Source organism: Curtobacterium sp. MCBD17_035 (assembly GCF_003234815.2).
Lineage (GTDB): Bacteria > Actinomycetota > Actinomycetes > Actinomycetales > Microbacteriaceae > Curtobacterium.
Map to the genome: position 1 here is coordinate 1,008,623 of NZ_CP126279.1, position 23,202 is coordinate 1,031,824.

Annotated in this window: 23 protein-coding genes and 1 tRNA gene; 11 read left to right on the plus strand and 13 right to left on the minus strand. The window is 70.9% G+C overall.

All coding sequences use genetic code 11. From position 1 onward, the window contains the following. Positions 1-86 precede the first annotated feature (86 nt). Together DEI93_RS04865 and DEI93_RS04870 are read right to left on the minus strand one after the other, a co-directional pair. Positions 87-2,231, minus strand: coding sequence for a RecQ family ATP-dependent DNA helicase (locus tag DEI93_RS04865; RefSeq protein ID WP_111120519.1), 2,145 nt, complete (start codon positions 2,229-2,231; stop codon positions 87-89). Between the two features lie 82 nt (positions 2,232-2,313). Continuing rightward, a complete protein-coding gene (locus tag DEI93_RS04870; RefSeq protein ID WP_111011354.1) occupies positions 2,314-2,607 on the minus strand; it encodes a DUF503 domain-containing protein in 294 nt (97 codons plus the stop codon). Between the two features lie 79 nt (positions 2,608-2,686). Here DEI93_RS04870 and DEI93_RS04875 point away from each other — a divergent pair, with 79 nt between their 5' ends. Together DEI93_RS04875 and DEI93_RS04880 are read left to right on the plus strand one after the other, a co-directional pair. Further along, positions 2,687-3,478: an alpha/beta fold hydrolase gene (locus DEI93_RS04875; protein WP_111120528.1), complete on the plus strand. Its 792-nt coding sequence runs from the start codon at positions 2,687-2,689 to the stop codon at positions 3,476-3,478. A 131-nt stretch (positions 3,479-3,609) separates the two neighbouring features. Next, positions 3,610-3,686, plus strand: a tRNA-Pro gene (locus DEI93_RS04880). 818 nt (positions 3,687-4,504) lie between these two features. Here the strand turns inward: DEI93_RS04880 and DEI93_RS04885 are convergent. Then, positions 4,505-4,714, minus strand: a complete 210-nt coding sequence (locus tag DEI93_RS04885) for a hypothetical protein (RefSeq protein WP_111027418.1) — start codon at positions 4,712-4,714, stop codon at positions 4,505-4,507. A gap of 2 nt (positions 4,715-4,716) precedes the next feature. Next, positions 4,717-5,040: a DUF7882 family protein gene (locus tag DEI93_RS04890; RefSeq protein ID WP_111012803.1), complete on the minus strand. Its 324-nt coding sequence runs from the start codon at positions 5,038-5,040 to the stop codon at positions 4,717-4,719. Positions 5,041-5,205: 165 nt separating this feature from the next. Between DEI93_RS04890 and DEI93_RS04895 the strand changes: the two genes are divergently transcribed. Then, positions 5,206-5,922 carry a hypothetical protein gene (locus DEI93_RS04895; protein ID WP_284158621.1) on the plus strand — a complete coding sequence of 239 codons (717 nt, stop codon included), beginning with the start codon at positions 5,206-5,208 and terminating at the stop codon, positions 5,920-5,922. Between the two features lie 273 nt (positions 5,923-6,195). Here the strand turns inward: DEI93_RS04895 and DEI93_RS04900 are convergent, their stop codons facing one another. The 6 genes from DEI93_RS04900 to DEI93_RS04925 form a co-directional block, all read right to left on the minus strand. Beyond that, complete coding sequence (locus DEI93_RS04900) at positions 6,196-7,233, minus strand: GAF domain-containing protein (RefSeq protein ID WP_146244474.1); 1,038 nt, start codon at positions 7,231-7,233, stop codon at positions 6,196-6,198. Between the two features lie 200 nt (positions 7,234-7,433). Beyond that, a complete protein-coding gene (locus DEI93_RS04905; RefSeq protein WP_111027414.1) occupies positions 7,434-7,655 on the minus strand; it encodes a cold-shock protein in 222 nt (73 codons plus the stop codon). A 105-nt stretch (positions 7,656-7,760) separates the two neighbouring features. Next, positions 7,761-8,870: a fatty acid desaturase family protein gene (locus tag DEI93_RS04910; RefSeq protein ID WP_111027413.1), complete on the minus strand. Its 1,110-nt coding sequence runs from the start codon at positions 8,868-8,870 to the stop codon at positions 7,761-7,763. A gap of 212 nt (positions 8,871-9,082) precedes the next feature. Then, the gene (locus DEI93_RS04915; RefSeq protein WP_111012799.1) at positions 9,083-9,562 is read right to left on the minus strand and encodes a hypothetical protein; all 480 of its coding nucleotides are present in this window, start codon (positions 9,560-9,562) and stop codon (positions 9,083-9,085) included. A gap of 200 nt (positions 9,563-9,762) precedes the next feature. Continuing rightward, a complete protein-coding gene (locus DEI93_RS04920; RefSeq protein WP_146244473.1) occupies positions 9,763-10,644 on the minus strand; it encodes an NmrA/HSCARG family protein in 882 nt (293 codons plus the stop codon). 84 nt (positions 10,645-10,728) lie between these two features. Beyond that, positions 10,729-11,622 carry an alpha/beta hydrolase gene (locus tag DEI93_RS04925; protein WP_220037911.1) on the minus strand — a complete coding sequence of 298 codons (894 nt, stop codon included), beginning with the start codon at positions 11,620-11,622 and terminating at the stop codon, positions 10,729-10,731. Positions 11,623-11,776: 154 nt separating this feature from the next. On the opposite strand from DEI93_RS04925, the gene DEI93_RS04930 reads away from it, so the two are divergent. Beyond that, complete coding sequence (locus tag DEI93_RS04930; protein ID WP_258372330.1) at positions 11,777-12,223, plus strand: MarR family transcriptional regulator; 447 nt, start codon at positions 11,777-11,779, stop codon at positions 12,221-12,223. On the opposite strand, the gene DEI93_RS04935 is transcribed toward DEI93_RS04930, so the two are convergent. Next, the gene (locus DEI93_RS04935) at positions 12,186-13,064 is read right to left on the minus strand and encodes an aldo/keto reductase (protein ID WP_111012891.1); all 879 of its coding nucleotides are present in this window, start codon (positions 13,062-13,064) and stop codon (positions 12,186-12,188) included. The two genes, DEI93_RS04930 and DEI93_RS04935, sit on opposite strands and share 38 nt — an antisense overlap. Before the next feature lie 162 nt (positions 13,065-13,226). Here DEI93_RS04935 and DEI93_RS04940 point away from each other — a divergent pair, with 162 nt between their 5' ends. Next, on the plus strand, positions 13,227-13,817 hold the full coding sequence (locus DEI93_RS04940) for a YdcF family protein (protein WP_181435438.1): 591 nt from the start codon (positions 13,227-13,229) through the stop codon (positions 13,815-13,817). Between the two features lie 185 nt (positions 13,818-14,002). Here DEI93_RS04940 and DEI93_RS04945 read toward each other — a convergent pair whose 3' ends face one another. After that, on the minus strand, positions 14,003-14,344 hold the full coding sequence (locus tag DEI93_RS04945; RefSeq protein WP_111011342.1) for a hypothetical protein: 342 nt from the start codon (positions 14,342-14,344) through the stop codon (positions 14,003-14,005). Positions 14,345-14,354: 10 nt separating this feature from the next. Between DEI93_RS04945 and DEI93_RS04950 the strand changes: the two genes are divergently transcribed. The 3 genes from DEI93_RS04950 (at position 14,355) to DEI93_RS04960 (ending at position 18,638) form a co-directional block, all read left to right on the plus strand. After that, the gene (locus DEI93_RS04950) at positions 14,355-15,308 is read left to right on the plus strand and encodes a hypothetical protein (protein ID WP_146244109.1); all 954 of its coding nucleotides are present in this window, start codon (positions 14,355-14,357) and stop codon (positions 15,306-15,308) included. Positions 15,309-15,401: 93 nt separating this feature from the next. Beyond that, complete coding sequence (locus DEI93_RS04955; RefSeq protein ID WP_111027408.1) at positions 15,402-17,066, plus strand: ABC-F family ATP-binding cassette domain-containing protein; 1,665 nt, start codon at positions 15,402-15,404, stop codon at positions 17,064-17,066. A 57-nt stretch (positions 17,067-17,123) separates the two neighbouring features. Then, the gene (locus DEI93_RS04960; protein ID WP_111120515.1) at positions 17,124-18,638 is read left to right on the plus strand and encodes an outer membrane protein assembly factor BamB family protein; all 1,515 of its coding nucleotides are present in this window, start codon (positions 17,124-17,126) and stop codon (positions 18,636-18,638) included. A 21-nt stretch (positions 18,639-18,659) separates the two neighbouring features. Here the strand turns inward: DEI93_RS04960 and DEI93_RS04965 are convergent, their stop codons facing one another. Next, the gene (locus DEI93_RS04965) at positions 18,660-19,448 is read right to left on the minus strand and encodes a helix-turn-helix transcriptional regulator (RefSeq protein WP_111027406.1); all 789 of its coding nucleotides are present in this window, start codon (positions 19,446-19,448) and stop codon (positions 18,660-18,662) included. Positions 19,449-19,497: 49 nt separating this feature from the next. Here DEI93_RS04965 and DEI93_RS04970 point away from each other — a divergent pair, with 49 nt between their 5' ends. From DEI93_RS04970 to pgi, 3 genes are all read left to right on the plus strand, one after another. Next, positions 19,498-19,941: a DUF2000 family protein gene (locus tag DEI93_RS04970; RefSeq protein ID WP_220035694.1), complete on the plus strand. Its 444-nt coding sequence runs from the start codon at positions 19,498-19,500 to the stop codon at positions 19,939-19,941. A gap of 95 nt (positions 19,942-20,036) precedes the next feature. Next, complete coding sequence (locus tag DEI93_RS04975; protein WP_111011336.1) at positions 20,037-21,023, plus strand: aldo/keto reductase; 987 nt, start codon at positions 20,037-20,039, stop codon at positions 21,021-21,023. 300 nt (positions 21,024-21,323) lie between these two features. Further along, a complete protein-coding gene (gene pgi, locus DEI93_RS04980; protein WP_111027405.1) occupies positions 21,324-23,051 on the plus strand; it encodes a glucose-6-phosphate isomerase in 1,728 nt (575 codons plus the stop codon). Positions 23,052-23,202: the final 151 nt, after the last annotated feature.

Here is a 23,202-nt window from a genome sequence, read left to right on the forward strand (position 1 = left end):
CAGGAGTCGACGGGAACGGAGCTGAGGCAGCCGGAGCTGATGCGGCTCGCGCTGGATCCGTCCGCGCTGGCGTTCCGGGTGGTCGGTCAGGCCACCACAGCGAGTGCGAAGGGCAGGACCTGCTCGACTCCGGCCTGCCGCAGCACGCGTCCGGCGACGGTCATGGTCCACCGGCTGTCCACGAGGTCGTCGACGAGCAACACCGGCCCGTGGTGTTCCTCGAGCGCGGCTCCGAGGTCGGGTCCGACGCGCACGCTGTCCCAGATGCCGGCGAGTCGATACGCACTGTTCGTCGCGCCGTCCGCGCGCATGGTGCCGCCCGTCCGCTCGAGAGTCCCGAGGAACCGCAGCTTGCCGATCCGCGCGAGCTCCCCCGCGAGCGAAGCGACCAGGAGCGGTCGCGTCCGTGACGGAAGCGCGACGACACCGGTGGGTCGGGCCTCCCAGGGCCAGTCGCGCAGCGCGCGGACGCAGCCCTGCATGAGCTCCGCGCTGATCGGGGTGTCGGCGCTGTCCGGCGCGAACAGCGCGCGGAGCGGGCCGCCCCAGCCGAGGTCGGTGAGGCGTGCGACGGCCCGGCCAGTCACGACCTGTTCGGCTGGAGTGATCTTGCCCTTGACGGGGACGTGGAGCCGGTCCATCCCGGACGGCCACTGGAGTCGCGGCGGGATCTCGACGCCGACCTGGTCGAGCGTGCGAGCTGCCTCGGACGAGGCGGCTTCAGCCACATCGGTCGGGTACCACGCGCCGGCGCAGATGTCGCAGCGGCCGCAGGGTTCCGCCGTCGGGTCGTCGAGGTCCTGCTGCAGCATCTGCATCCGGCACGTCGTCGCGTGCTCGTACCGGATCATCGACTCCTGCTCGGCGATGCGCGCCTGCGCGACTCGTGCGTATCGCTCGGCGTCGTACTGCCACGGTTCACCCGTGGCGACCCAGCCGCCGGACACGCGGCGGACCGCGCCGTCGACGTCCAAGACCTTGAGCAACAGCTCGAGCGTCGATCGCTTGATGTCGACGAGGCCTTCGAGCGCCACCGTCGAGAACGCCCGATCCCGCTCGAGTTGCCGGAGCACGGCGTTCGCACGGTCCTCGGACGGCATCGAGGCGTTCGCGAAGTACTGCCAGATCTCGCGGTCCTCGCGACCGGGGAGCAGCAAGACGTCGGCGTTCGGGGTGGCCCGACCTGCACGCCCGATCTGCTGGTAGTACGCGACCGGCGAGGACGGCGCCCCGACGTGGACGACGAACCCCAGGTCCGGCTTGTCGAACCCCATCCCGAGGGCGCTCGTGGCGACGAGGGCGCGGAGTTCGTTGTCCTTCAGCTGCTGCTCGAGCTGCGCGCGTTCCTCGGCGTCGGTGCGACCGGTGTAGGCCCGGACGGCATGGCCGGCCTCGCGGAGGAGGCGAGCGATGTCCTCGGCCGCCGACACCGTCAGCGTGTAGATGATCCCGCTGCCCGGCAGGTCCTGCAGGTGCGCGATGAGCCAACCGAGGCGAGCACGCGCGTCCGGGAGGTCCAGCACACCGAGACGCAGCGAGGCCCGCGCGAGCGAACCCCGGATCGTGAACACCGGTGCGTCCGGCGTGACCGTGAGCTGTTCCTCGACGTCGGCCACCACCCGGGCATTCGCGGTCGCGGTCGTCGCGAGGACGGGAACCCCGTCCGGCAGGGCTCGGATCAGGTCGGCGAGACGCCGGTAGTCGGGGCGGAAGTCGTGACCCCAGTCGGAGATGCAATGGGCCTCGTCGACGACGAGCAGGCCGAGCCGTTCGACCAGGGTCGGGAGCTGTTCGTCTCGGAAGCGCGGGTTGTTGAGGCGTTCGGGGGAGACGAGGAGCACGTCGACCTCGTCGGCGCGGAGCGCGGCGGTGATGTCGCCCCACTCGTGCGCGTTCGCCGAGTTGATCGCCATCGCTCGAACGCCGGCCCGTGCCGCGGCCGCCACCTGATCCCGCATGAGCGCCAGCAGTGGCGAGACGAGGACGGTCGGACCGGCGCCGCGGCGACGCAGCAACAACGTGGCGAGGAAGTAGACCGCCGATTTACCCCATCCGGTGCGCTGCACCACGAGCGCACGCTGCCGGTGTTCGACGAGCGCACTGATCGCCTCGAGCTGGCCGTCGTGGAACACGGCGTCCTGCCGCCCGGTCAGGGCGTGCAGCGCCTCGAGCGCCTCGGCGCGGAGGGCTTCGGACGGGGCCACGACGGTGGCGGGATCGCTGGTCACCACTCCATGGTGACAGGCGGGGCCGACAACACCTGGGCCTCCCGGCCATCCTGTGGACAACGAGGCGGGTAGGCGCTCTGTGGGATCAGTCCTCGGAGCTGATCAGGCGGCGTCGTGCCGACAGCAGGTCGACCTCCGGCCGCTCGGCCATCCACTGCTCGGCCGCGTCGAGTACCTCGACGACGTGCCCGGCGGAGGCAGCCACGGCCGCCAGCCCGACGCCCGCGCGGCGGTGCAGGTCGAGATGGTCGGTCTCCGCAGCGCTCACGGCGAACCGGCGGCGGAGCTCCGCGACGATGGGACGGACGACCGCACGCTTCTCCTTGAGGGAGTGCACATCACCGAGCAGCAGGTCGAACTCCAGGGTCCCCGTCCACATGCGCTCCAGTCTCCACCGGAGTCCACAGGATCCGTCGGGAGGCACCGCGCTCGTCGCGGACTCGTCCTACCGTGGTGGCATGAGCGATCGACACCTCGACATCCCCGGCTCCCGGCTCGCGTACGACGTCTCGGGCGCCGGTGACCGCGTCGTCATCGTCGCGCACGGCCTCGGCGCCAGCCGGGCGGCGGAGGACGCCGAGGGCGTGTTCGACTGGTCCGCGGTCGCCGCGGACGCCCGCCTCGTCCGGTACGACGCTCGCCGCCACGGGGTCTCCACCGGTCGCGCGCAGCCGTCCGACTACCAATGGGCGGCGCTCGCCGACGACCTGCTGGCGCTCGCGGACGCCGTGTCGCCGGATGCACCAGTTGATGCCATTGGTGCGTCGATGGGCACGGCGACGATCATCTGGGCAGCCACGCGACGCCCAGAACGGTTCCGTCGCCTCGTGCTCAACATCCCGCCGACGGCGTGGGAGACACGGGCCAACCAGGGGAACCTGTACCGGGCGGGTGCCGACCTCGTCGAACGCGAGGGGATGGACGGGTGGCGCCGTGCCATGGCGGCAGCTCCGCCGGTGCCGATCCTGGAGCAGGGCGGGTGGGCGTTCGATCGCGACCCCGATGTGCCTGCGGACTTGCTGCCGTCGGTGTTCCGCGGCGCCGCCGGGTCGGACTTCCCCGATGCCGACGCCGTCGCCACGATCGGACACGAGACGCTGCTGCTGCCGTGGGCGACGGACTCTGGGCATCCGGTGAGCACGGCCGAACGGCTCGCCGAGCTGCTGCCGTCCGCCACGCTCGAGGTCGCTGAGACGCCGGACACGATCCGGGGGTGGGGCGCGAGAGCTGCGGCGTTCCTCCGCGGCTGAGGACGGTCCTCCCCGGCGGTCTGGCCCGCCGAGCGCCCGCTGGCTGGCGTGCGCGGCCGGGAGGCGCGGGTCCGCTATGCTTGTCGGGTCGCTCTGGTCGGAGCGGCACCAGAGTCCGCTCGTCGGGCTCTCGGGCTGTGGCGCAGCTTGGTAGCGCACTTGACTGGGGGTCAAGGGGTCGCAGGTTCAAATCCTGTCAGCCCGACCAAGGGGCCAACGTGAAAATCGTCTGAAGAACCGGCTCACAAGAAGAAGCCCACCGAGGATCTCGGTGGGCTTCTTTCTCGTTTCGGCGGCTGCCTGTGCTTTCGAGCTGTCCGGCAAGCTCGACCCAGGGCACGAGGGTCTGCTGCAGGTTCGGCACGAGCGTTGCAGGGCCGGTCTGCCCGTCCGATCGGCCCGATGGAACGATTCGCAGCAGGCGACGGCGCACGGCGCCGTGCAGACGTATACCTCATGATGAGCGTTTCGTAAACCCTCCTGTTCGGGACGGGGCCGTCCTTACGCTTCAAGTGCTGGCTCAGTCCCCGTCAGCCGCTCCGAGCACTCGTGACCTTGGCTCGCTGTGTCTCACGAATCCGTAGGAGCTGACCTTGTATCGAGTCGATCGTGCCGCCGATTTCCATCTTCCAACGCTGACTCGGGAACGGCATCTCCCGCAGCGATCGGTTCGCCTGCACACCTACCGTGTCAGCCCGCGGCTCCGCTCCTCGGCGCTTGCAGAGAGGCTGGGTGGCTCGTGGGTGCCAGGAGCCGACAGGTGCGGTCTGCTCGACATCGAGGGGACGGCGTGGCCATGGTGAGGCGGAACGCGGTCACTGCCCGGTCCACCGGAGCGCAATGGCTCTTGTCGGTCGGCAGGACACCGCTGCTCCGCGTTGACACGCCCGCAGAAGCAGAAGTGTTCGGCAGGGAGCTTGCAACGGCGCTCGGGCTGACGTTCGACACCACCGGCACGCTGGGCTGACGACCAGGCCGTTCGGTGGTGGGCAGTGAGGCTCGTGCTGAGGCGGGGCCGCGAGCGCGTCAGTCCGCGTCGATACCGGTGATGGCGATGCTGACACCGGGCTCGATCAGAAGTTCGGTCTGCCGGTATGAGCCTTCGCCGTGGTTCACGCGCATCCATGTCGGGGCTTCCGCCCGGACCGCAGCGAGCAGCGTCGCCTTGACCTCGTCGAGGTCCGCGTCAGTCACGCTGTAGTCGATACCGCCGTAGGTGATGTTGATCCGCTTCATGGTCAGTTGTCGCCGTTCCCGGTCGCCGGTGAGCGCGGTTCCTCGAGGACCTGAAGCCCTTGCGCTGTGTTCGAGGAGAGCTCCAGGGCGGCTATCCACTCCCGGTTGAGAGCGGGCATCCGGCTACCGTAGAACTTGAACACCAGCGGGATCGTCGGATGGATCCAGATGGTGGTTCGGCCGTCGCCGACTCGTCGGTCGTCTTTCCAAGAAAAGTAGAACGCTTCGTTCCGGCGCAGCTTCAGGCCGATCACGATCTGCAGATGCCCGAGGAGCCGGTCGTCGAACTCGACGTTGAGCGAGTGGTCGTACGTCAAGCTACCCATGATGCGCCCTCATCCAATTTGGACATCAGGGCCGCCCATTGGCGAACAAGATGCGGCCGCCCGCAACCTGCGAAGCGCCCTGGGGCTATCCTACTCGCGATATCCGAGGCCGGGCCCCGGCGGCCATGACGTTCTCGTGTCCGCGACGCTGCAGGAGTCGTCGGGATGGCCCTGCTGCACGCCGTCCCCGCTCTCCGTCTCGGGCCGAGAACGACCGAGGGCGGGGGTCTTCTGCTCGAGGCTCCGGACGAGGTCTTCGTCGACGATGCCTTCGTGTTCGCGGGGCTCTGGCACGTTCATGACCTGGCTTGCTCGGCCGAGGAGGATCTCCGCTGGGGCGACGTCACCGCTCTCGAGGAGCACCGAGAAGGCGACGGTGTCCGGGGTGCCGCTGGTCTGCTCGGACCCGGAAACGTGGCTACCCGGGGCAGCCCGATGGAGGCCGCGACAGCTCGACCTGTCGGAGCGCCCGGATCGGTGTGCACCAGGAGCCGTGCAGCGGCGTGCGAGTGCAGATGCTCCGGCGCGTACGGTCGACTCATGAAGCACGTGACGTACTCGGACAAGTCGCTCCTGTTGGGCGACACCACGGCAGATCTGCTCCTCGAGTACGCCAGTGCCCTCGGCACCGACGGCACCGCGGACGCCGTCACCGTCAAGGCGATGAGCTCCGATGGCGACGACGTCGAAGCGACGTTCCTCCTCGGCGAAGGCGCACCGCTCATGGCTGAGACCTCGACCACCACAGTGCCCGAGCCCGACAACGCAGACGCGGACACCTATCTGCGGGAAAAGATCGAAGCCCTCGTCCACCCGGCCAAGGCGACGACCCTGCCGCAGGGAGACGTCTACCCGGACGACTACGCCGAGTTCCAGTCGTGAGAGCCGCCGCCACGGCTGTGGACACGCACCTCTGCGCGTCGGTGCGCGATCTCGTGCGGGGAGGAAGGGCCTCCCCAGCGGGATCATCCGGAGGCTAGCTGCCGAGCAGCAGCACTCGTCCGCCGCCCGAGGCGCGACGTGCTGCGGCTCCCCCCGCCGCGGGGGAGAGCCGACTGTGCTCGGCGAGAGGCCTCCCGTGGATCAGTCAGCGCTGACATGGCCCGGAGGGCCATGCCGGAGACCACGCGCACGCGGGCCGGGAGCAGCAGCGCGTCACCGTCGGTAGAGCTCGCGCCGGACGCGGACCGCGTAGTCACGGAGCAGATCGAGTTCGACGGAAGCCTCGTCCCGCGGCTTCGGGTCGAACACGCACACGGCGCCCACACGCGTGCCGTCGAGCGTCTCGAGTGGGTACCCGGCGTAGAACCGCACGTCGTTCCGCGGCAGCGGCCGCTTCGCCTGCCAGGCGTCCCCGACGACGAGCGGGCCGGAGCCGAGCACCGTCGTCCTGCAGAACGAGTTCTGCAGAGGACTGCTGCCGACCGGGAACCACCGGCCGGCCTTGGTCCACTGCCGGTTCTCCGGGATGAAGGTGATCGCCGCACCCTCGGTGCGGAAGACCCGCGCCATGCTGTCGACGATGCGGTCGAACCGGGCCTCCCGAGCCGTGTCGAGGATGCCGAGCTGGTCCACCGCCTCGTACCGCTCCTGGCAGGGCTGAGGCGCGTCGCGGTGCCACTGCGGGCTCCGCGCAGTGGCGCGCTGATGTGCGAGGAGCGCCCTGGACACCTCGAGCACCCGGGGCAACCCGTTCATCGTCGTGCTGTCCACGGCCAGGATGACGACCTCGTCCCGTCCCGCCTGCAGGGCTGCGGCGAGGTCCGACTGGTCCTCGCGGTGGGCGAGCACCACGATCACCTCGGTCGTCGGCAGCAGTCGCTGCCGGAACCGGTCCACCTGCTCGAGGAGGTCTGCCGCGGCCTCAGCCACGGCCCCGGCGGAGGTCCGTCCGTGGATCACGCTGTCCGTGAGGGTGACGACGACGACGTCGTAGTTGACGCACCGCAGCGTGTTCGCTGCAGCCGCGAGCGGCTCACCGGACCAGGCCGACCACGACACGGCCGTGACGTCAGCCCCGCGGCCGGTCATCGCGGCGAGCGCATCCGCCGTGATGCGCGCGCCCTGGTCGAGGGCGCTGCCGGGCGGGAACAGCGCGTCCCCGAACACGAGGACGCGATCGGGGTCCAGTCCCGTCGCTGATTCCGTGACGACCTTCGCGGTCGTCGGTCGAAGTGCTGCGAGCGACGTCATCGTCATCTCTCCTGATCGAAATGCGGTGATCCGGCCCGGTGGTGTTGCCGGCCCACTCCTCACGATAACGAGCCGAACCGAGCCTGAGAGGCCTCGCAGGGAACCCAGATCGGGGGCCATGGCCGAGAGCGATGACGTATTCCGTCCGTGCGCTTCGTCCGGTGTCCGCAGGGCTCGTCATGCGCGTACGGCGCTGGGCGTCAACGGAGCGGGCGGATGTTCTCGGCCTGGGGCCCTTTGTTGTGTCCCTTCTTCCCTGGACCGAGGTCGTACTGCACGCGCTGGTGGTCGTTCAGGACGCGTTCTCCGCCGGCCGGGACGATGCTGGAGAAGTGGGCGAAGACGTCATCGGTGCCGTCGTCGGGGGTGATGAAGCCGTAGCCCTTGGTGTTGTCGAACCATTTCACGGTGCCTGTGGACATGTCGTGCCGGCCTGATCTCGGATGGTCGAGCCGGGCACGGGATGCAAGTGGTCCGGAGGGACCTCGACCGGGATCACGCGGATCGGCCGGCCGAGGCTGGTGTGGTCAATGGATGCGGAGTTCCGCGACCATGGGGCATGCGAACGGGTCGCGCGCGGAGAGACCGACGCGGTTGAGGTAGCGGACGACGATGCCGTAGCTGCGGAGGAGCGTGGTCTCGGTGTAGGGCACGTCGAGCGTCGCACAGTGGTCGCGGACGAGCAGACGGGCCTGCTTGAGCGCCGGCCGCGGCATGCTCGGGAAGAGGTGGTGCTCGACCTGGTAGTTGAGGCCGCCCATGAGGAACGACACCCACCAGCCGCCGCGGATGTTCCGGGAGGTCCGCACCTGTCGCGAGAAGAAGTCGACTTTCGCATCGTGAGCGATGGTGGGCATCCCCTTGTGGTTGGGCGCGAACGAGGCGCCCATCATGATCCCGAAGACGGCGAGCTGGACGCCGAGGAACGCGCACGCCATGCCGAAGGGCAGGAACCAGAACACGGCCGTGAGGTAGAGACCGAACCGGACCGCGAGGAGTCCCGCCTCGAGCCAACGGTGCCGAACGTCCGCTTTGGTGTCCTTGCCGGTGGCGACTGAGCGCACCGCGAGCCAGTGGAGGTTGATGCCCTCGAAGGCGAGCAGCGGGAAGAACGCGTAGCCCTGCACCCGCATCAGCCACCGCAGGGGCCCCCGCACCTCGGCAGCGTCCTCCGGGAGGAACCGGATGGTGTCCGGCGCGATGTCCGGGTCCTTGCCGACCGTGTTCGGGTTCCCGTGGTGCCGGGTGTGCTTGTTCATCCACCAGGAGTAGCTCAGCCCCACCAGGAAGGTGCCGATGTAGCGGCCGGCGCGGTCGTTCCACCGTTGTGAGGTGAAGATCTGGCGGTGCGCGGCCTCGTGGGACAGGAACGCGAACTGCGTGAAGATCACGCCGAGTGCGGCGGCGACGATGAGCTGGAACCAGGAGTCACCGAGGAACGCGAACGCGACCCATGCAAGGGTGAGCGTGCCGGCCAAGCTGCCGAACAGCGACCAGTAGAAGCCGGTTCGGCGTCGGAGCAGGTGGTGGTCCTTCACCTGCGCGAGGAGCGCGGAGTACGTCGACGTGCCGGAACGGCCGCCGGAGCTGGGGCGGGTGCGGGTGTAACCCGCGGCGATCGGATCGGTGGTCGTCAAAGGACCAGCCTTCCGTCAGGATCGGTCCTTCAACCGGTGCAGCAGAGTTCACGCAGTCGCGCTTGGTAGCGACGATACGCGACCGACATGCGAGTCGGCCTTCCCCGGGGTACGAGTCCGGCCCCCGCACGATCCGACCGGGAGGCGCCCACCGCGGCCGTGGACCAGTCGCCGGCTCCGCTGCGGCGGAAGCAGGTCGGCCGATCCGAGTGTCAGTGGAGGCGCCAGCGAGCGACGACGAACTGGTCAGGGGACATTCCTGCTGCCACGGCCGCATCGAGCCAGGCGATCTGACTCGCTGTCGGTGCTGTGCGTCCACGGACCGTCTGGTAGAACACGACGTCGCCCTCATGGCCCGCAGCGACCGACCAGGCGCCGGCCCAGCTGCCCCGCTGCTCGGCGATGCGTTCGAGCGCTGCCCTGGACGGTGCATGGGAGACGGGGTCCTGGATCTGGTCGTGCCGGCCCAGCCTCGGGTCCCAGCACGACATCATCTGGGGACGGTCATCGTGGCTGTCGTGCCGGAGCTCGTCGAGCCACCGGGCGTCCCACCCGTACGCGGTCGCCATGGAGGCGACCGCGAGTTCCACGAACATCGGCTCGATCCGCCGGCTCACGACCGGCTTCCTCCCGTACGCGTCGGCGATGGGGGCACCAGTCCACTTCGGGAACGCCACCTCCACGCTCGGCACGACGTGGGATCCGAGGTGCTCGTGAGAAGTGGGACTGAGAGTGCGAGGATAGGCGGACATCCCTCGAGCCTAGGCAGGTGCGCATGTGGCCCTGGCCAGGAGCGGCTCTGGTCGCCGTCGACGACATGGAGGACCTCGGGTCCGCCGCGGGGCCGCCCGGCTCCCGCTGCGCCTCGCGGACACAGCGGGAGCCGGATCGGTCACGCCGCTGCCGGGTCCTGTGGGCGACGGCGCTGCGTCTCGAGCCAGCCTCGCAGGTCGGCAGCCTCGGGGACGATCTTCCGCGTCCCGGGTCGATCGGCCAGGTATGACGGCGAGGTCGCGAACCAACTGAACATGGCGTGCATGTCCGCGTCGGAGGCGAGGACCTCCACCGGGAGCGCCTCGAACCGCGCTTCGATGCCGTAGACCTCGCCGATGGTGGCGGCGACCTGGTCCATCGTGGGTTCGTCGCCGGCGATCTCGATGGCCGAGCCGGCCAGCAGGTCCGGGTCGAGCAGCAATCGCGCCGCCGTGCGGCCGACGTCACGGACGGCGATCATCTGCATCGGCAGGTCGGCCGGCATCGGGAACCGCAGCACGAAGTCGTCGGCGTCGCTCGTCGGCAGCTGTTGGAGCAGGTTCTCCATGAAGAAGGCCGGTCGTACGAAGGTCGCCGGCACGTCCAGCTGTTCCAGGCGCTCCTCGACGCGACGCTTGCTCTCGAAGTGGGGGACGCCGGTCCCGCGCTCGGCGCCACCGACCGACGAGTACACGACCCGTGGGACGCCGGCACGGGCGGCGGCGTCGGCGACCGTGATCCCGCGACGGGCCTCCCCTTCGGTGCCGTCGGGGCCTTCGAAGGTGGTGAAGAAGAAGAGTCCTGCCGTGCCGGCGAGGGCGCGCTCGAGCGCATCGCGGTCCTCCTGGTCCGCGGCGACGACCTCGACACCGCGGTCTCGGAGGGCGGAGGCGGCATCGGCGTCCGGATGGCGGACGAGGGCGCGCACCGGGGCTCCGGCGGCGAGCAGCTCGTCCACCGCTGCTGATCCCTGGTTGCCTGTCGCGCCGATGACGGCGAAGGGGGTTCGAGAACTGGTCATGATGCTCCGATCAGAGATGGCGTCGTCGGTCAACGCCGGATGGGTTGGTTGTTCCGGGACAGCGGGGACCGCCGTCGGGGGGGGTCAGAGAGAGGAGAGGACGCGGATCCGGTCGGCGAGCGCACGGCCGGACACGTCGGCATCGGGCGCGATCGAGTCGAATTCGTGCGGAACGCCGGGGCGCAGGTGCAGCTCCACCGAAACACCGGCGCGGCTCAGGGCGGTCGCGTAGGCAGTGTCCTCGTCGCGGAAGACGTCGAGTTGACCGACTTCGATGTAGGCGGGCGGCAGCCCTGCATGGTCGTCGAGACGTGCGGGCGCAGCGGTCGCCGGGACATCCGGGCCGCCGGCACGGTCACCGAGCAGCGCGGGCCAGGCGGTGCGGCTGTCGTCGTACGACCAGATCAGGAACGGTTCGATGTGCGGATCCGGGGTGGTCGTCCGGTCGTCGAGCATCGGCATCAGCAGGATCTGCTGTGCGATGGCCGGCCCGCGCCGGTCGCGGCTGAGGATCGACACCGCAGCCGCCAATCCACCGCCGGCGCTGTCACCCATGACGCCGATCCGGTCGACGTCCACGCCGAGCTCGTCCGCGTGGGTGTGCAACCAGGTGAGCGCTGCGTAGCCGTCCTCCAGGGGGGTCGGGTAGGGGTGCTCGGGGGCGCGTCGGTACTCGACGGACAGCATCGACACCCCGCTGAGCGACGCGTACCGGGCGACGGGGCCGTCGAACTGCTCGATGTGCCCGAAGATGTAGCCCCCACCGTGGAAGAAGATCGCGGCGGGACCGGGCTCGGCACCCTCCTTCACGTACCAGCGCGCGGTGATGGTCGCGCCGTCCGCCGTCGGGATCGTCCGTTCGGTCACGGTGACGTCGGGCGAGGCCGGGACCGCGTCGCTGGCGGCTGCCAGGATCGGTTCCCACATCATCCGCCGTCCCTCGACGTCTCCGACGGCGGGCAGGGTCATCGACGCCATCGCTTGCCCCATCGGAGCCATTGCGATTGCGACTTCGGGATCCAACTCGAGTGCCATGAGCGCGCTCCTGTACTTTGCGAATCGTTTGCTTCGGATTCGAAGCGATGCCAGAACGGTAGCACTGCTTCGAAGCTGAAGCAAATAGGATCACGGCATGGAGAACGCGCCCCTCGCATCGATCCGGCAACTCGACGCGTACTTCGCGCTGATCGAGGTGAGCAGCCTGCTGCGACACTCGATCGAGCAGCAGCTGCGCGACGCCGGGAAGCTCAGCTCCGTTCAGTTCCAACTGCTGGCGACGCTGGGCGACCGATCATCGGGGAGCGCTCGCATGACGGATCTGGCAGACGGCGTGGTCTCCAGCCGCAGTGGCCTCACCTACCAGGCGCCCGGTGCCGTGTTGGGGAAGGTGCGCGCACGTGCGCAAGAACCCGCCGCGATCCGCCAGCGCTCGCGGCACCCGCCCCGGTTCCTCTCGGACCGCGACAGCCGGGTGAGCGCGATCGGCGACGCTGACAGGGCCGTCCGAACGACTGCCGGCATGCCCGGGAACTCGGAGCCCCTCAGAACTCCTCGTGCGTCCGGGGGTCCTGCCCGCTGACCCGGCCGTCGGGGCGGGCGAGCCCGGACAGCGCAGCGACCTCGTCCTCGCTCAGCTGGATCGCGAAGACGTCGAGGTTCTCCGCCTGCCATGACGGGTCGGCCGCCCGGGGGAGCGGGATCACGCCGAGCGTGACCGACCAGGCGAGGACGATCTGCGCGGGGGAGACCGCGTGCGCCTCGGCGATGCGCCGTACCACCGGGTGCTCGAGCAGGTCGGTACCGCGGCCGAGCGGAGACCAACCCTCGGTGAGGATCCCACGCCGGGCGTTCTCGGCCTGCAGGTCGAGCTGCGGGAAGTACGGATGCACCTCGATCTGGTTGACGGCCGGCGCCACCCCCGTCTCGTCGATCAGGCGGTCGAGGTGGTCCGGCAGGAAGTTGGACACGCCGATCATCCGGGTGAGCCCGCGCTCCCGCGCCTCGACGAGGGCGCGCCAGGCTTCCGTGTAGAGCCCGACCCGCGGGTTCGGCCAGTGGATGAGCACGAGGTCGAGGTGGTCGAGGCCACTGCGGAACAGGCTCTCCTCGACGTACTGCAGCGCGAGGTCGGCGCTGTGGGCACGCCCCGGCAGCTTCGTCGAGAAGACGACGTCATCGCGGGGCACCGGAGCGGTGCGGAGCGCGCGCCCGACCGTGCCCTCGTTGTCGTAGATGAACGCAGTGTCGAGCAGGCGGTAACCCAGCCCGAGTGCGGAGGTGACGGCTGCGACGCCGTCGCTGCCCCGGGCCTCCAGGCTGCCGAGCCCGATCGCGGGGAACGCGAGACCGTCGGCGGTCCGGCGCTGCGGTGCCACCGCGGCCGGTTCCGGTCGGAACGCACGCTGCTCGTCGTCCTGCATGCCGCGCTCCTGCCCCTCGGCTGCGCGACGCGGTGTCGCCGCTTCGATCATCCAACCGCGTCGCGCGCTGCTCCGCGCCTGGACGCGACGGATGCGCTGGACGCGACGGATGCGCCGGACGCGGTGGCGGTGGCGGCCGTGGCCGATGCGACCATGGGTGCCGTGACAGCGCGCGCTCCCCTCGGGTTCGTCGTCGGCCTCGCCGCGATCGTCACGGGCGGGCTCGCCGTCGCGGAGGCCCTCACCTGGTTCGCATCGCGCGACCTGACCGCGGACGGTCCGGACGACGGCGCCGAACTCGTGGTGGTGCTCGGGTACCGGTCGAGTCCCCGCGGACGGACGAACGTGGTGCAGCGCTGGCGGACCGGGATCGCGCTCCGCAGTGTCTCCGACCACGGACGCCTCGTGTTCACAGGCGGCCCGACGCGGGGCGTGCGGTCGGAGGCCTCCGTGATGGCGGAGGACGCCGTGCGCCGGGGCTTCCCCGCCGATCGGGTGGTGCTCGAGGAGGAGTCGCGGACGACGTGGGAGAACGTCCGGAACACGGTGGACCTGCTGCGGACCGCGGACACGATCCGGTTCGCCTCGAACACGTTCCACGCGCGGCGAGCGCGCCGCTACCTGATCCGGCAGGCGCCCGAGCTCGCCGGTCGTCTGCGCCCGGCTCGTGACTTCGTCTGGGGGGAACGTCCGGTGCTCACGACGTTCCTGCTCGTGTACGAGCTGGTCAGGACCCGCCTGCGACCGTCTTGACGGCGTGTCCGAACCTGAATGCATCTGCGAGTTCACTCAGGTCCAGGTGCCCCCCGAACGCGTGACGTACCCCGAAACGGCGCGGCGAGCTCCACAGGTCGCGTCACTCCGGGCTTCTGAACCTGGAGAAACGCCGTGCATCGGGGGGACGAAAAACCGTTACCGTTCCCTCCGCTCACGACCTTTCAGGGAGGGGACGAGCCCATGGAGATCAGGAACTCGAAGCAGGACACCAGCCACGGCTTCCAGCGGCGCGCATCAGGGCGCGCCGCGGAACCCGGGAGTCGCGTACGGACGCGCGGGATCGTGTCGGCCCTCACCACGGCCGTCATCGCATCGATCGCGCTGACCGGATGCGCGACGAACACCAGTGCGCCGACGCCGGCCAGTGGCGCCGGCCGATCGGTGACATCCCACACCGCACCCGGCGCGATCCGGACCGGAACGGCCTCCACGGGCACCGTCCGGGCGGCCATCGACGTCGCGCGTTCCACGACGGCGGGCACGCCCTCGCCGAACGTGGTCACGACGGCCGCAGTGTCGACTGCCGAGCACGGCAAGGGCGTCTCGCCCGGCGGCGTGTACGAGAGCACCATCAACCGCATGTCCGCGAGCGGAGCGCTGTCGGTGTTCACCGACATGCGGTCCGTGGGCGTGCAGTGGGTGCGGCTCGACTACAACTACGCCGGGTCGGTCAGCGCCCACGGCGGCGCCAGCGACCAGACCATCCAGCAGGCTCGCAAGGCCGGACTCGACGTCACCGTGGTCCTCGGGGACGGCACGACGACCATGCCCGAGTCGGCCGGGTTCACGGCGAAGAACGGCTGGCTGACGTCGTCGGTCAAGCGTCTGGCGTCGATGGGCGTGCACCACTTCGAGGTCGGCAACGAGGTCAACCTCGGCGCCCAGTGGGGTGGGAAGGCGAACCCGACCGCGTACGTGGGGCTCCTCAAGACCGTCCACCCGATCATCCACGCGGCCGATCCGAGCGCCGTGGTTCTCATGGCGGGCATGGCGCCCTACGGCAAGCAGGCACCCGGGAGCGTCGCCCAGGGGAACAACTACAACCCCATCGACTTCATCCGGCAGCTGTACAAGCAGGGCGGACACGGGTCCTTCGACGCCGTGAACCTGCACCCGTACACGTACCCGGCGATGCCGACGGCCGCGGACGGCGGCTACAACATGCTGTCCGTCCTGCCGGACCTGCTGGCGCTCATGAAGCAGCAACAGGACGCCAGCATGCGGATCTGGTGGACCGAGAGCGGGATGCCCACCGGCCCGGACGGCGGATACCCGACGTACACGGTCGCGCAGCAGCAGCAGACGATCACGGGACTGTTCCAGGTCGCCGCGAAGTACCCGCAGGTCGGCCCGGTCTTCCTGTACGACTGGCAGGACGGTGGGGTGGACGGCGACTTCGGGCTGTACACGTCGTCGCACCAGAAGAAGGCGTCCTACGCGACCTTCGCCGCGGCCACCGCGAAGTAGCGGCACCAGCGCTGCGGCACCGGGCCCGCACCGCACTGCACCACACCCGGGGGAGCGCCACGATCGCGTTCCCCCGGGTGGGAGCATGAGCAGATGACCGCCACGCTCGTCGCCAAGGACCTCGCCGGTGGGCACGCCGCTCGCACCCTCTTCGACTCGCTCGACCTGACCGTCGCGCCCGGTGACGTCATCGGCGTCGTCGGCGTGAACGGGGCCGGCAAGTCGACGCTGCTCCGCCTGCTCGCCGGGGTCGACGAACCCCTGGCGGGGTCGGTCGCGCTGTCGCCGAAGGACGCGTTCGTCGGCTGGCTGCCGCAGGAGCACGAGCGCGTCGAGGGCGAGACGATCGGCGGGTACCTCGCGCGACGCACCGGATGTGCGGCGGCGACCGCGGCGATGGACGATGCAGCCGCGGCGCTCGCCGAGCCCACCGCCGGTGACGCTGCTGGTGACGACTACGCGGTCGCGCTCGAACGGTGGCTCGCCTCCGGTGCGGCGGACCTCGACGAGCGCATCCCGGTCGTCCTCGCGGATCTCGGACTCGACGTCGACACGGGCCACGGCTCGCTCACGGTCGACTCGGCGATGACGTCGCTGTCCGGAGGCCAGGCGGCACGGGTGGGCCTCGCGGCGCTCCTGCTGTCGCGGTTCGACGTGGTGCTGCTCGACGAGCCGACGAACGACCTCGACCTCGACGGCCTGGCCCGGCTCGAGGAGTTCGTCCGGGGCCTGCGCGGCGGTGTCGTCCTGGTGAGCCACGACCGGGAGTTCCTGGCGCGCTCGGTCACGGCCGTGCTCGAGCTCGACCTGGCCCAGTCGTCGCACCGGCTGTTCGGCGGCGGGTACGACGCGTACCTCGAGGAGCGCGCGCTCGCCCGGCAGCACAAGCGGGACGCCTACGAGGAGTACGCGGCGACGAAGGCAGACCTCGTGGCCCGCGCGCGCACGCAGCGCGAGTGGACGAGCCAGGGCGTGCGGAACGCCATGCGGAAGAGCCCCGACAACGACAAGCTCCGCCGGAAGGCGTCGGCGGAGTCGAGCGAGAAGCAGGGGCAGAAGGTCCGCCAGATGGAGTCACGGATCGCCCGGCTCGACGAGGTCGAGGAGCCCCGCAAGGAGTGGCAGCTCGAGTTCACCATCGGCACGGCGCCGCGGTCGTCGTCGGTGGTCGCGACGCTGTCCGAGGCGACGTACGTGCAGGGCGACTTCACGCTCGGTCCGGTCTCGCTCCAGGTGGCCGCGCGCGACCGCATCGGGATCACGGGTCCGAACGGCGCAGGCAAGTCCACGCTGTTGCGGGCACTCCTCGGCGGGCAGGAGCCGACCTCCGGCACGGCGTCCACCGGGTCGAACGTGGCCGTCGGTGAGATCGACCAGGCGCGCAGGCGGTTCACGGGCGCCACGGCGCTCGCCGAGGTGTTCGAGGGGCTCGTGCCCGAGATGTCCACCGCCGAGGTGCGGACCCTCCTGGCCAAGTTCGGGTTGAAGGCCGACCACGTCGGTCGCGCCGCGGGGGAGTTGTCGCCGGGTGAGCGGACGCGCGCCGGTCTGGCGCTCCTCCAGGCCCGCGGGGTGAACGTGCTCGTGCTCGACGAGCCGACGAACCACCTGGACCTCCCCGCGATCGAGCAGCTCGAGCAGGCACTCGACGCCTACGACGGCACGCTGCTCCTGGTGACGCACGACCGCCTCATGCTCGAGACCGTGCGACTCGACCGCCGTTGGCACGTCGAGGAGGGCCGGGTCACGGAAGTCTGACCAGCGGGCGTACCGACGGGGACCGGTCGGGCTACCCTCGGCGCCGAGGAGGGCTCGATGACGACCCATCACGATCGAGACCGACGGCGCGGGGTGCGCCTGCGCACGCTGGTCGTGCCCGTCGCCGTGCTGCTGCTCGCCGGGTGCACGGCCGGGAGGCCCTCCGTCGCGCCGACGACACCGCCTCCGTCCGCCGGAGCGCCTGCTGGTACCGCGTCGACGAGATCGGACGGACCGTCCGCCCCGTCCGGACCGTCGACGGGGACGGGACCGTCCCGAGCCGCCACGTCCGACTCGTGGCCGAGCTACCACGGCACCGCGACGCTGACGGGTGCGGTCCCCGCCGGGGCGCCTCTCGACCACGCGACGCGGAGGTGGTCGGTCGACCTCGGCGGCACCGTGCAGGGGCAGCCCGTCGCTGCGGACGGACGCATCGTCGCCGCCACCGAGCGGAACCGGGTCGTCGCCCTCGACCCCACGACCGGGCACGTGCTGTGGTCTCGGACGCTCGGCACACCGCTCACGCACGTCGCCGCCGTGGCGGGCTGTGGCGACATCGACCCACTCGGCATCACGAGCACGCCCGCGATCGACCCGGCGACGCGCATCGTGTACGTGGTCGCCGAGGTCGACGCCGGCCGGGGCGTCGTGCACCACGTGCTCTCGGGGCTCGACCTGGCCACGGGGCGGACGGTGCGGACCGAGGACGTCGACCCGCCCCTCCCGGCCGGCGAATCGCCGGTGCACCTGCTCCAGCGGGTGTCCCTGGCCGTGGCGAACGGCCGCGTCTACGCCGGCTACGGCGGCAACGCGGGGGACTGCGGGCACTACCACGGCTGGGTCGTCGGGGTGCGCGAGAGCGGCGCGCCGGACCCGGTGTCGTTCGAGGTCGCCCCGGACGGCGAGGGCGGAGCGGTCTGGGAGTCGGGCGGCGGCATCGCGGTCGGTGCCGACGGGCACCTGTTCGTCACGACGGGCAACGCGAACCCCGATCCGCCGCAGGGCGGCCCCGATCCCGAGCGGTACACCGAGAGCGTCGTGGAGCTGTCCCCGGACCTCCGGCCGCTCGCCGCGTTCAAGGACCGCGTCGCGGGCGGCGACGAGGACCTGTCGACGAGCAACCCCGTGCTGCTCCCGGGCGGGCTCGTGTTCGCCGTCGGGAAGACGGACACCGCGTTCGTGCTGCGGCAGGGAGACCTGTCGCAGGTGACCGCGATCCGCCACGTGTGCGGCAGCGACCCGGACGGCGCACCCGCGTTCGACCGCCGCACGGACCGCGTCTTCGTCCCCTGCCGAGGCGGCGGGATCCAGCGGGTCGACCTCGCGACGCGGACGCTCGGACCCCGACTGGCGGGTGCGAACAGCGGACCGACGCTGATCGGCAGGCACCTCTGGGCCGTCGAGTACCCGACGGGGACCGTCTCGGAGTGGGACCCGCGGTCCGGGCGCCGACTGCAGACCCTCCACACGGGGACGGCGTTGCCGACGTTCGCGACGCCGACGTCGGTGGACGGCCTCCTGCTCGTGCCCACGGTCCATGGTGTGACGGCGTTCGCCGGGCGGTCCTCGTAGCACGCGGCGTCCCGGAGCGCTCTACGCCGCGGCGAACGTCCCCGGCGTCGTCCCGAGCACGCGACGGAACTGCCGCGTCATGTGGGGTTGGTCCGCGAACCCGGCCTCGGCGGCGGCGTCGACCGGGCGACGCCCCGCGAGCAGGAGTCGGCGCGCCAGGTCGACCCGCCGCGCCGACACGTACTGGTGCGGTGCGATCCGGAACGCCGCCGAGAACACGCGGGCGAGGTGTGCCGGGTGGACGTGCAGCGCGGCGGCCGCGTCGGCGATGGTGAGCTGCTCGGTCAGGTGCTCGTCGAGCATCGCGCGGAAGCGTCGGGCGAGGACCGGGTCGTCGCGGTCCGTGGCGTCCGCGCCGAACGCGTCGCGGAGCCGGGCGCCGAGGCGCAGGACGCCGAACTCGACGGCCAGGGCGGCCGTCGTCGGCGCGGCCTGCGCGAGCGCGGCGTGGATGCTGGCCACGCCCGCCGCGAGCGTCCCGTCCGTGAACGCCGGGTGGTGGACCGCGCCGCCGATCGTCCCCGCCGGCAGCCACTCCGGTTCGAGGTACAGCACCCGCTTGCGGTAGCGCTCGCCGCCGGTGGCGGTGCGCCCGGTGTGCGGGACGCCCGGCGGCAGGACCGTGAGCGTCCCGGGCTTCACGTGGTGCCGTCGGCCGTCGAGTTCGTAGACGACGGCACCGTCGTCGACCGTCAGGAGGGTCCAGCTGTCGTGCGTGTGCGCCGGGTACGCGTGCTCGAGGTGCTCCGCGTGCAGCACCTCGCGCACCAGGGGCACGGCGGGCCGCCACGCGCGCACGGACTCGACCATGCAAGGAACGTACAAGACGACCGGGTGTGCCCGGCGCGATCGTGGGGACATGGCACCGCTCGACGACACCACCACCGAACCCGTCCGCTTCGACACGAAGGTCGTCGTGGTGCTCCACGACGACCTGCTGCCCTGGCAGGAGCTCAACGTCACCGCGTTCCTGACGAGCGGCATCGCCACGAGTGAGCCGGACCTCGTCGGGGAGCCCTACGCGGACGCGGACGGCAACCGGTACCTCCCGATGCTCCGGCAGCCGGTGATGGTGATGTCGGCCGGCCCCGAGGTCCTCGCCGCCGCGCGGACCCGGGCGCTCACCCGCGGCGTCCCGCTCGCCCTGTACACGCGCGACCTGTTCGCGACGGGGCACGACGCCGCCAACCGCGCAGCCGTCGCCGCCGTGGCGGCCGACGACCTCGATCTGGTCGGCATCGCCGTGCGCGGGCCCCGGAACGCGGTGGACAAGATCACGAAGGGTGCGCGCATGCACGCCTGACGCGCGCTCCGCGGTGTCCACGCACCCCCGAGCAGCGGCGAGCACCATGGAGGTCGTGCACCGGCTGGTCCTCGGCCGGGCAGACAGGAGACAGCATGGAAACCCGCACACTCGGCGACCTGCAGGTCGGTGCGATCGGCCTCGGCACGATGGGCATGAGCGCCTTCTACACGGGCGCCGGCACGGACGACGCGGAGTCGGTCCGCACGATCCACCGGGCGATCGACCTCGGCGTCTCGTTCTTCGACACGGCGGAGGCGTACGGGCCGTACACGAACGAGGAACTCCTCGCCCGCGCGCTCGGCGACCGTCGCGACGACGTCGTCATCGCGACGAAGTTCGGCCTGATCCGTCACGTCGAGGGCGAGACGACCCCGAGCACGGAGCGGCACATCACCTCGGACCCCCGGTCGGTCCGCATCGCACTCGAGGGGTCGCTGCGCCGGCTCGGCACGGACCACGTCGACCTCTACTACCAACACCGCGTCGACCCGGAGGTCCCGATCGAGGACGTCATCGGGCAGCTCGCCGGCTTCGTGCAGGAGGGCAAGATCCGTCACATCGGCATGTCCGAGGCGAGCGCCGCCACCATCCGCCGGGCGCACGCCGTCCACCCCATCACCGCGCTCCAGAGCGAGTACTCGCTGTGGACGCGGGACCCCGAGGGCGAGGTGCTCGACACCCTGCGGGAGCTCGGCATCGGGCTCGTGCCGTACTCGCCGCTGGGCCGGGGGTTCCTGACCGGCGCGATCACGAAGCCGTCCGACCTCGACTCGAGCGACTTCCGCCTGGCGAACCCCCGGTTCCAGGAGGAGGCGTTCGCGGCGAACATGCGCATCGTCGACGAGGTGCGCACGGTCGCGGACGAGGTCGGCGGCACACCCGCGCAGGTCGCGCTCGCGTGGCTGTTGGCGCAGGGCGAGGACCTCGTGCCCATCCCGGGCACGAAGCGTGTCTCGCGGCTCGAGGAGAACCTCGGCGCGGCGGACCTCACGCTGAGCGGCGAGCAGGTCGCGCGGCTCTCCGCACTGCCGGCACCCACCGGCGACCGCTACCCGGACATGGCCCCCATCGGGCGCTGACCAGACCGGCGCTGACCGGACGGGCGCTCACCGGACGGGCGCTGACCCGATCGTGCGCTGACCCGATCGTGCGCTGACCCGATCGGACGCTGACCGAGCGCGTCGTCGCCCCGCGGGGCGAGCCGCGACGGACGGGAGGGACGGTGCCGGACCGCCCCGTCCCTCCCCGGCGTCCCCTGTCGCCCGGTCGTCCCCACCTGCCGCCGGGGGGAGCGGCAGGGGAATAGATTTGGACCCGGCCCGCCGCGCAGCGCCGCGTGATCCGCGAGCCGTGCACCGTTCCCTGTTCAGGAGGACCCCTTGACCGAATCCGCTCCCGTCGATCCCACCTCGACCGAGGCCTGGCGCGCCCTGGCCGGCATCGCCGACGGCTTCACGCCGGACCTGCGTGGGTGGTTCGACGCCGACCCGGACCGGGCCGACCGGTACACCTTCCAGGCCGCCGACCTCACCGTCGACCTGTCGAAGGGCCTCGTGACCGAGGAGATCCTCGGCCACCTGCTGCAGCTCGCGCAGGACGTCGACGTCCCCGGCCGCTACCAGGCGATGATCCGCGGCGAGCACATCAACGTCACCGAGGACCGCGCCGTGCTCCACACCGCGCTGCGTCGTCCGGCCGCCGGTTCCGACCTGGTCCCGCCAGCGGGCTTCGAGGTCGACGGGCAGGACGTCGACGCCGACGTGCAGGCCACGCTCGACAAGGTGTACGGGTTCGCCGAGCAGGTGCGGTCAGGGGCGTGGAAGGGCGTCACCGGCAAGCGCATCGAGACCGTCGTCAACATCGGCATCGGCGGGTCGGACCTCGGCCCCGTCATGGTTCACGAGGCGCTCAAGCCATACGTGCAGCAGGGGCTCGAGGCCCGCTTCGTCTCGAACATCGACCCCGCCGACATCTACGAGAAGACCGCGGACCTCGACCCGGAGACGACGCTGTTCATCGTCGCGTCGAAGACCTTCGGCACGCTCGAGACCCTGACGAACGCCCGACTGGCCCGCCAGTGGCTGTGGGAGCGGCTCGGTGCCGCCGGTGCGATCGAGGACACCGACGAGTCCCGCAAGGACGCCGTCGCCAAGCACTTCGTCGCCGTCTCGACCGCGCTCGACAAGGTCGCCGCGTTCGGCATCGACCCGGAGAACGCGTTCGGGTTCTGGGACTGGGTGGGCGGCCGCTACTCGGTCGACTCGGCCATCGGCACGTCGGTCGTCATCGCGATCGGGCCGGACAACTGGCGCGACTTCCTCGCCGGGTTCCACGCGGTCGACGAGCACATGCGCACCGCGCCGCTCGAGCAGAACGTCCCCGTGCTCATGGGCCTGCTCAACGTCTGGTACTCGAACTTCCTCGGTGCCCAGAGCCACGCGGTCCTGCCGTACACGCAGTACCTGCACCGTTTCGCCGCCTACCTGCAGCAGCTCACGATGGAGTCGAACGGCAAGCGGGTCCGCTGGGACGGCTCCCCGGTCACGACCGACACCGGCGAGGTCTTCTGGGGCGAGCCGGGCACGAACGGCCAGCACGCCTTCTACCAGCTCATCCACCAGGGCACCCGGCTGATCCCGGCGGACTTCATCGCCGTCGCGAACCCGGCGCACCCGCTGCAGGACGAGACCGGTGACGGTGGCGCCGTGCAGCCCGGACAGGACGTCCACGCGCTGTTCATGGCGAACTTCTTCGCGCAGACCAAGGCGCTCGCGTTCGGCAAGACGGCGGACGAGGTCCGCGCCGAGGGCACGAAGGAGTCCGTCGTGCCGGCCCGCGAGTTCCCGGGCAACCGACCGACCGCGTCGATCCTCGCACCGGCACTCACGCCGAGCGTCGTCGGCCAGCTCATCGCGCTGTACGAGCACATCGTGTTCACCGAGGGCACGATCTGGGGCATCGACTCGTTCGACCAGTGGGGTGTCGAGCTCGGCAAGCAGCTCGCGCTGCAGATCGCTCCCGCGGTCGACGGCGACACCGAGGCGCTCGCGTCGCAGGACGCCTCGACGAAGGCGCTCATCGCGAAGTACCTCGAGCTGCGCGGCTGACGCGCGTGCCGGGCGCGCAGATGCGCGCCCGGACGACGAGGGCGCGGTCCGACGACCGCGCCCTCGTCGTCTGTCCGCGCCCGTTCGGGTGGTTCCGCAACCCAGGGGAACGGTCGGGAGGGACAGGACGGGCCGGTGCCGTGCCTCCCGG

Excerpts from the sequence above, each read along its gene's own strand:
- DEI93_RS04930 (WP_258372330.1), top strand. The coding sequence starts at position 11,777 with ATGGAGAACGCGCCCCTCGCATCGATCCGGCAACTCGACGCGTACTTC.
- DEI93_RS04925 (WP_220037911.1), bottom strand. The coding sequence starts at position 11,622 with ATGGCGTCGATGACCCTGCCCGCCGTCGGAGACGTCGAGGGACGGCGG.
- DEI93_RS04955 (WP_111027408.1), top strand. The coding sequence starts at position 15,402 with ATGACCGCCACGCTCGTCGCCAAGGACCTCGCCGGTGGGCACGCCGCT.
- DEI93_RS04970 (WP_220035694.1), top strand. The coding sequence starts at position 19,498 with ATGGCACCGCTCGACGACACCACCACCGAACCCGTCCGCTTCGACACG.
- DEI93_RS04920 (WP_146244473.1), bottom strand. The coding sequence starts at position 10,644 with ATGACCAGTTCTCGAACCCCCTTCGCCGTCATCGGCGCGACAGGCAAC.
- DEI93_RS04905 (WP_111027414.1), bottom strand. The coding sequence starts at position 7,655 with ATGTCCACAGGCACCGTGAAATGGTTCGACAACACCAAGGGCTACGGC.
- DEI93_RS04935 (WP_111012891.1), bottom strand. The coding sequence starts at position 13,064 with ATGCAGGACGACGAGCAGCGTGCGTTCCGACCGGAACCGGCCGCGGTG.
- DEI93_RS04965 (WP_111027406.1), bottom strand. The coding sequence starts at position 19,448 with ATGGTCGAGTCCGTGCGCGCGTGGCGGCCCGCCGTGCCCCTGGTGCGC.
- DEI93_RS04975 (WP_111011336.1), top strand. The coding sequence starts at position 20,037 with ATGGAAACCCGCACACTCGGCGACCTGCAGGTCGGTGCGATCGGCCTC.
- DEI93_RS04875 (WP_111120528.1), top strand. The coding sequence starts at position 2,687 with ATGAGCGATCGACACCTCGACATCCCCGGCTCCCGGCTCGCGTACGAC.
- DEI93_RS04960 (WP_111120515.1), top strand. The coding sequence starts at position 17,124 with ATGACGACCCATCACGATCGAGACCGACGGCGCGGGGTGCGCCTGCGC.
- DEI93_RS04885 (WP_111027418.1), bottom strand. The coding sequence starts at position 4,714 with ATGAAGCGGATCAACATCACCTACGGCGGTATCGACTACAGCGTGACT.
- DEI93_RS04900 (WP_146244474.1), bottom strand. The coding sequence starts at position 7,233 with ATGACGTCGCTCGCAGCACTTCGACCGACGACCGCGAAGGTCGTCACG.
- DEI93_RS04870 (WP_111011354.1), bottom strand. The coding sequence starts at position 2,607 with ATGTGGACGGGGACCCTGGAGTTCGACCTGCTGCTCGGTGATGTGCAC.
- DEI93_RS04890 (WP_111012803.1), bottom strand. The coding sequence starts at position 5,040 with ATGGGTAGCTTGACGTACGACCACTCGCTCAACGTCGAGTTCGACGAC.
- DEI93_RS04895 (WP_284158621.1), top strand. The coding sequence starts at position 5,206 with ATGGCCCTGCTGCACGCCGTCCCCGCTCTCCGTCTCGGGCCGAGAACG.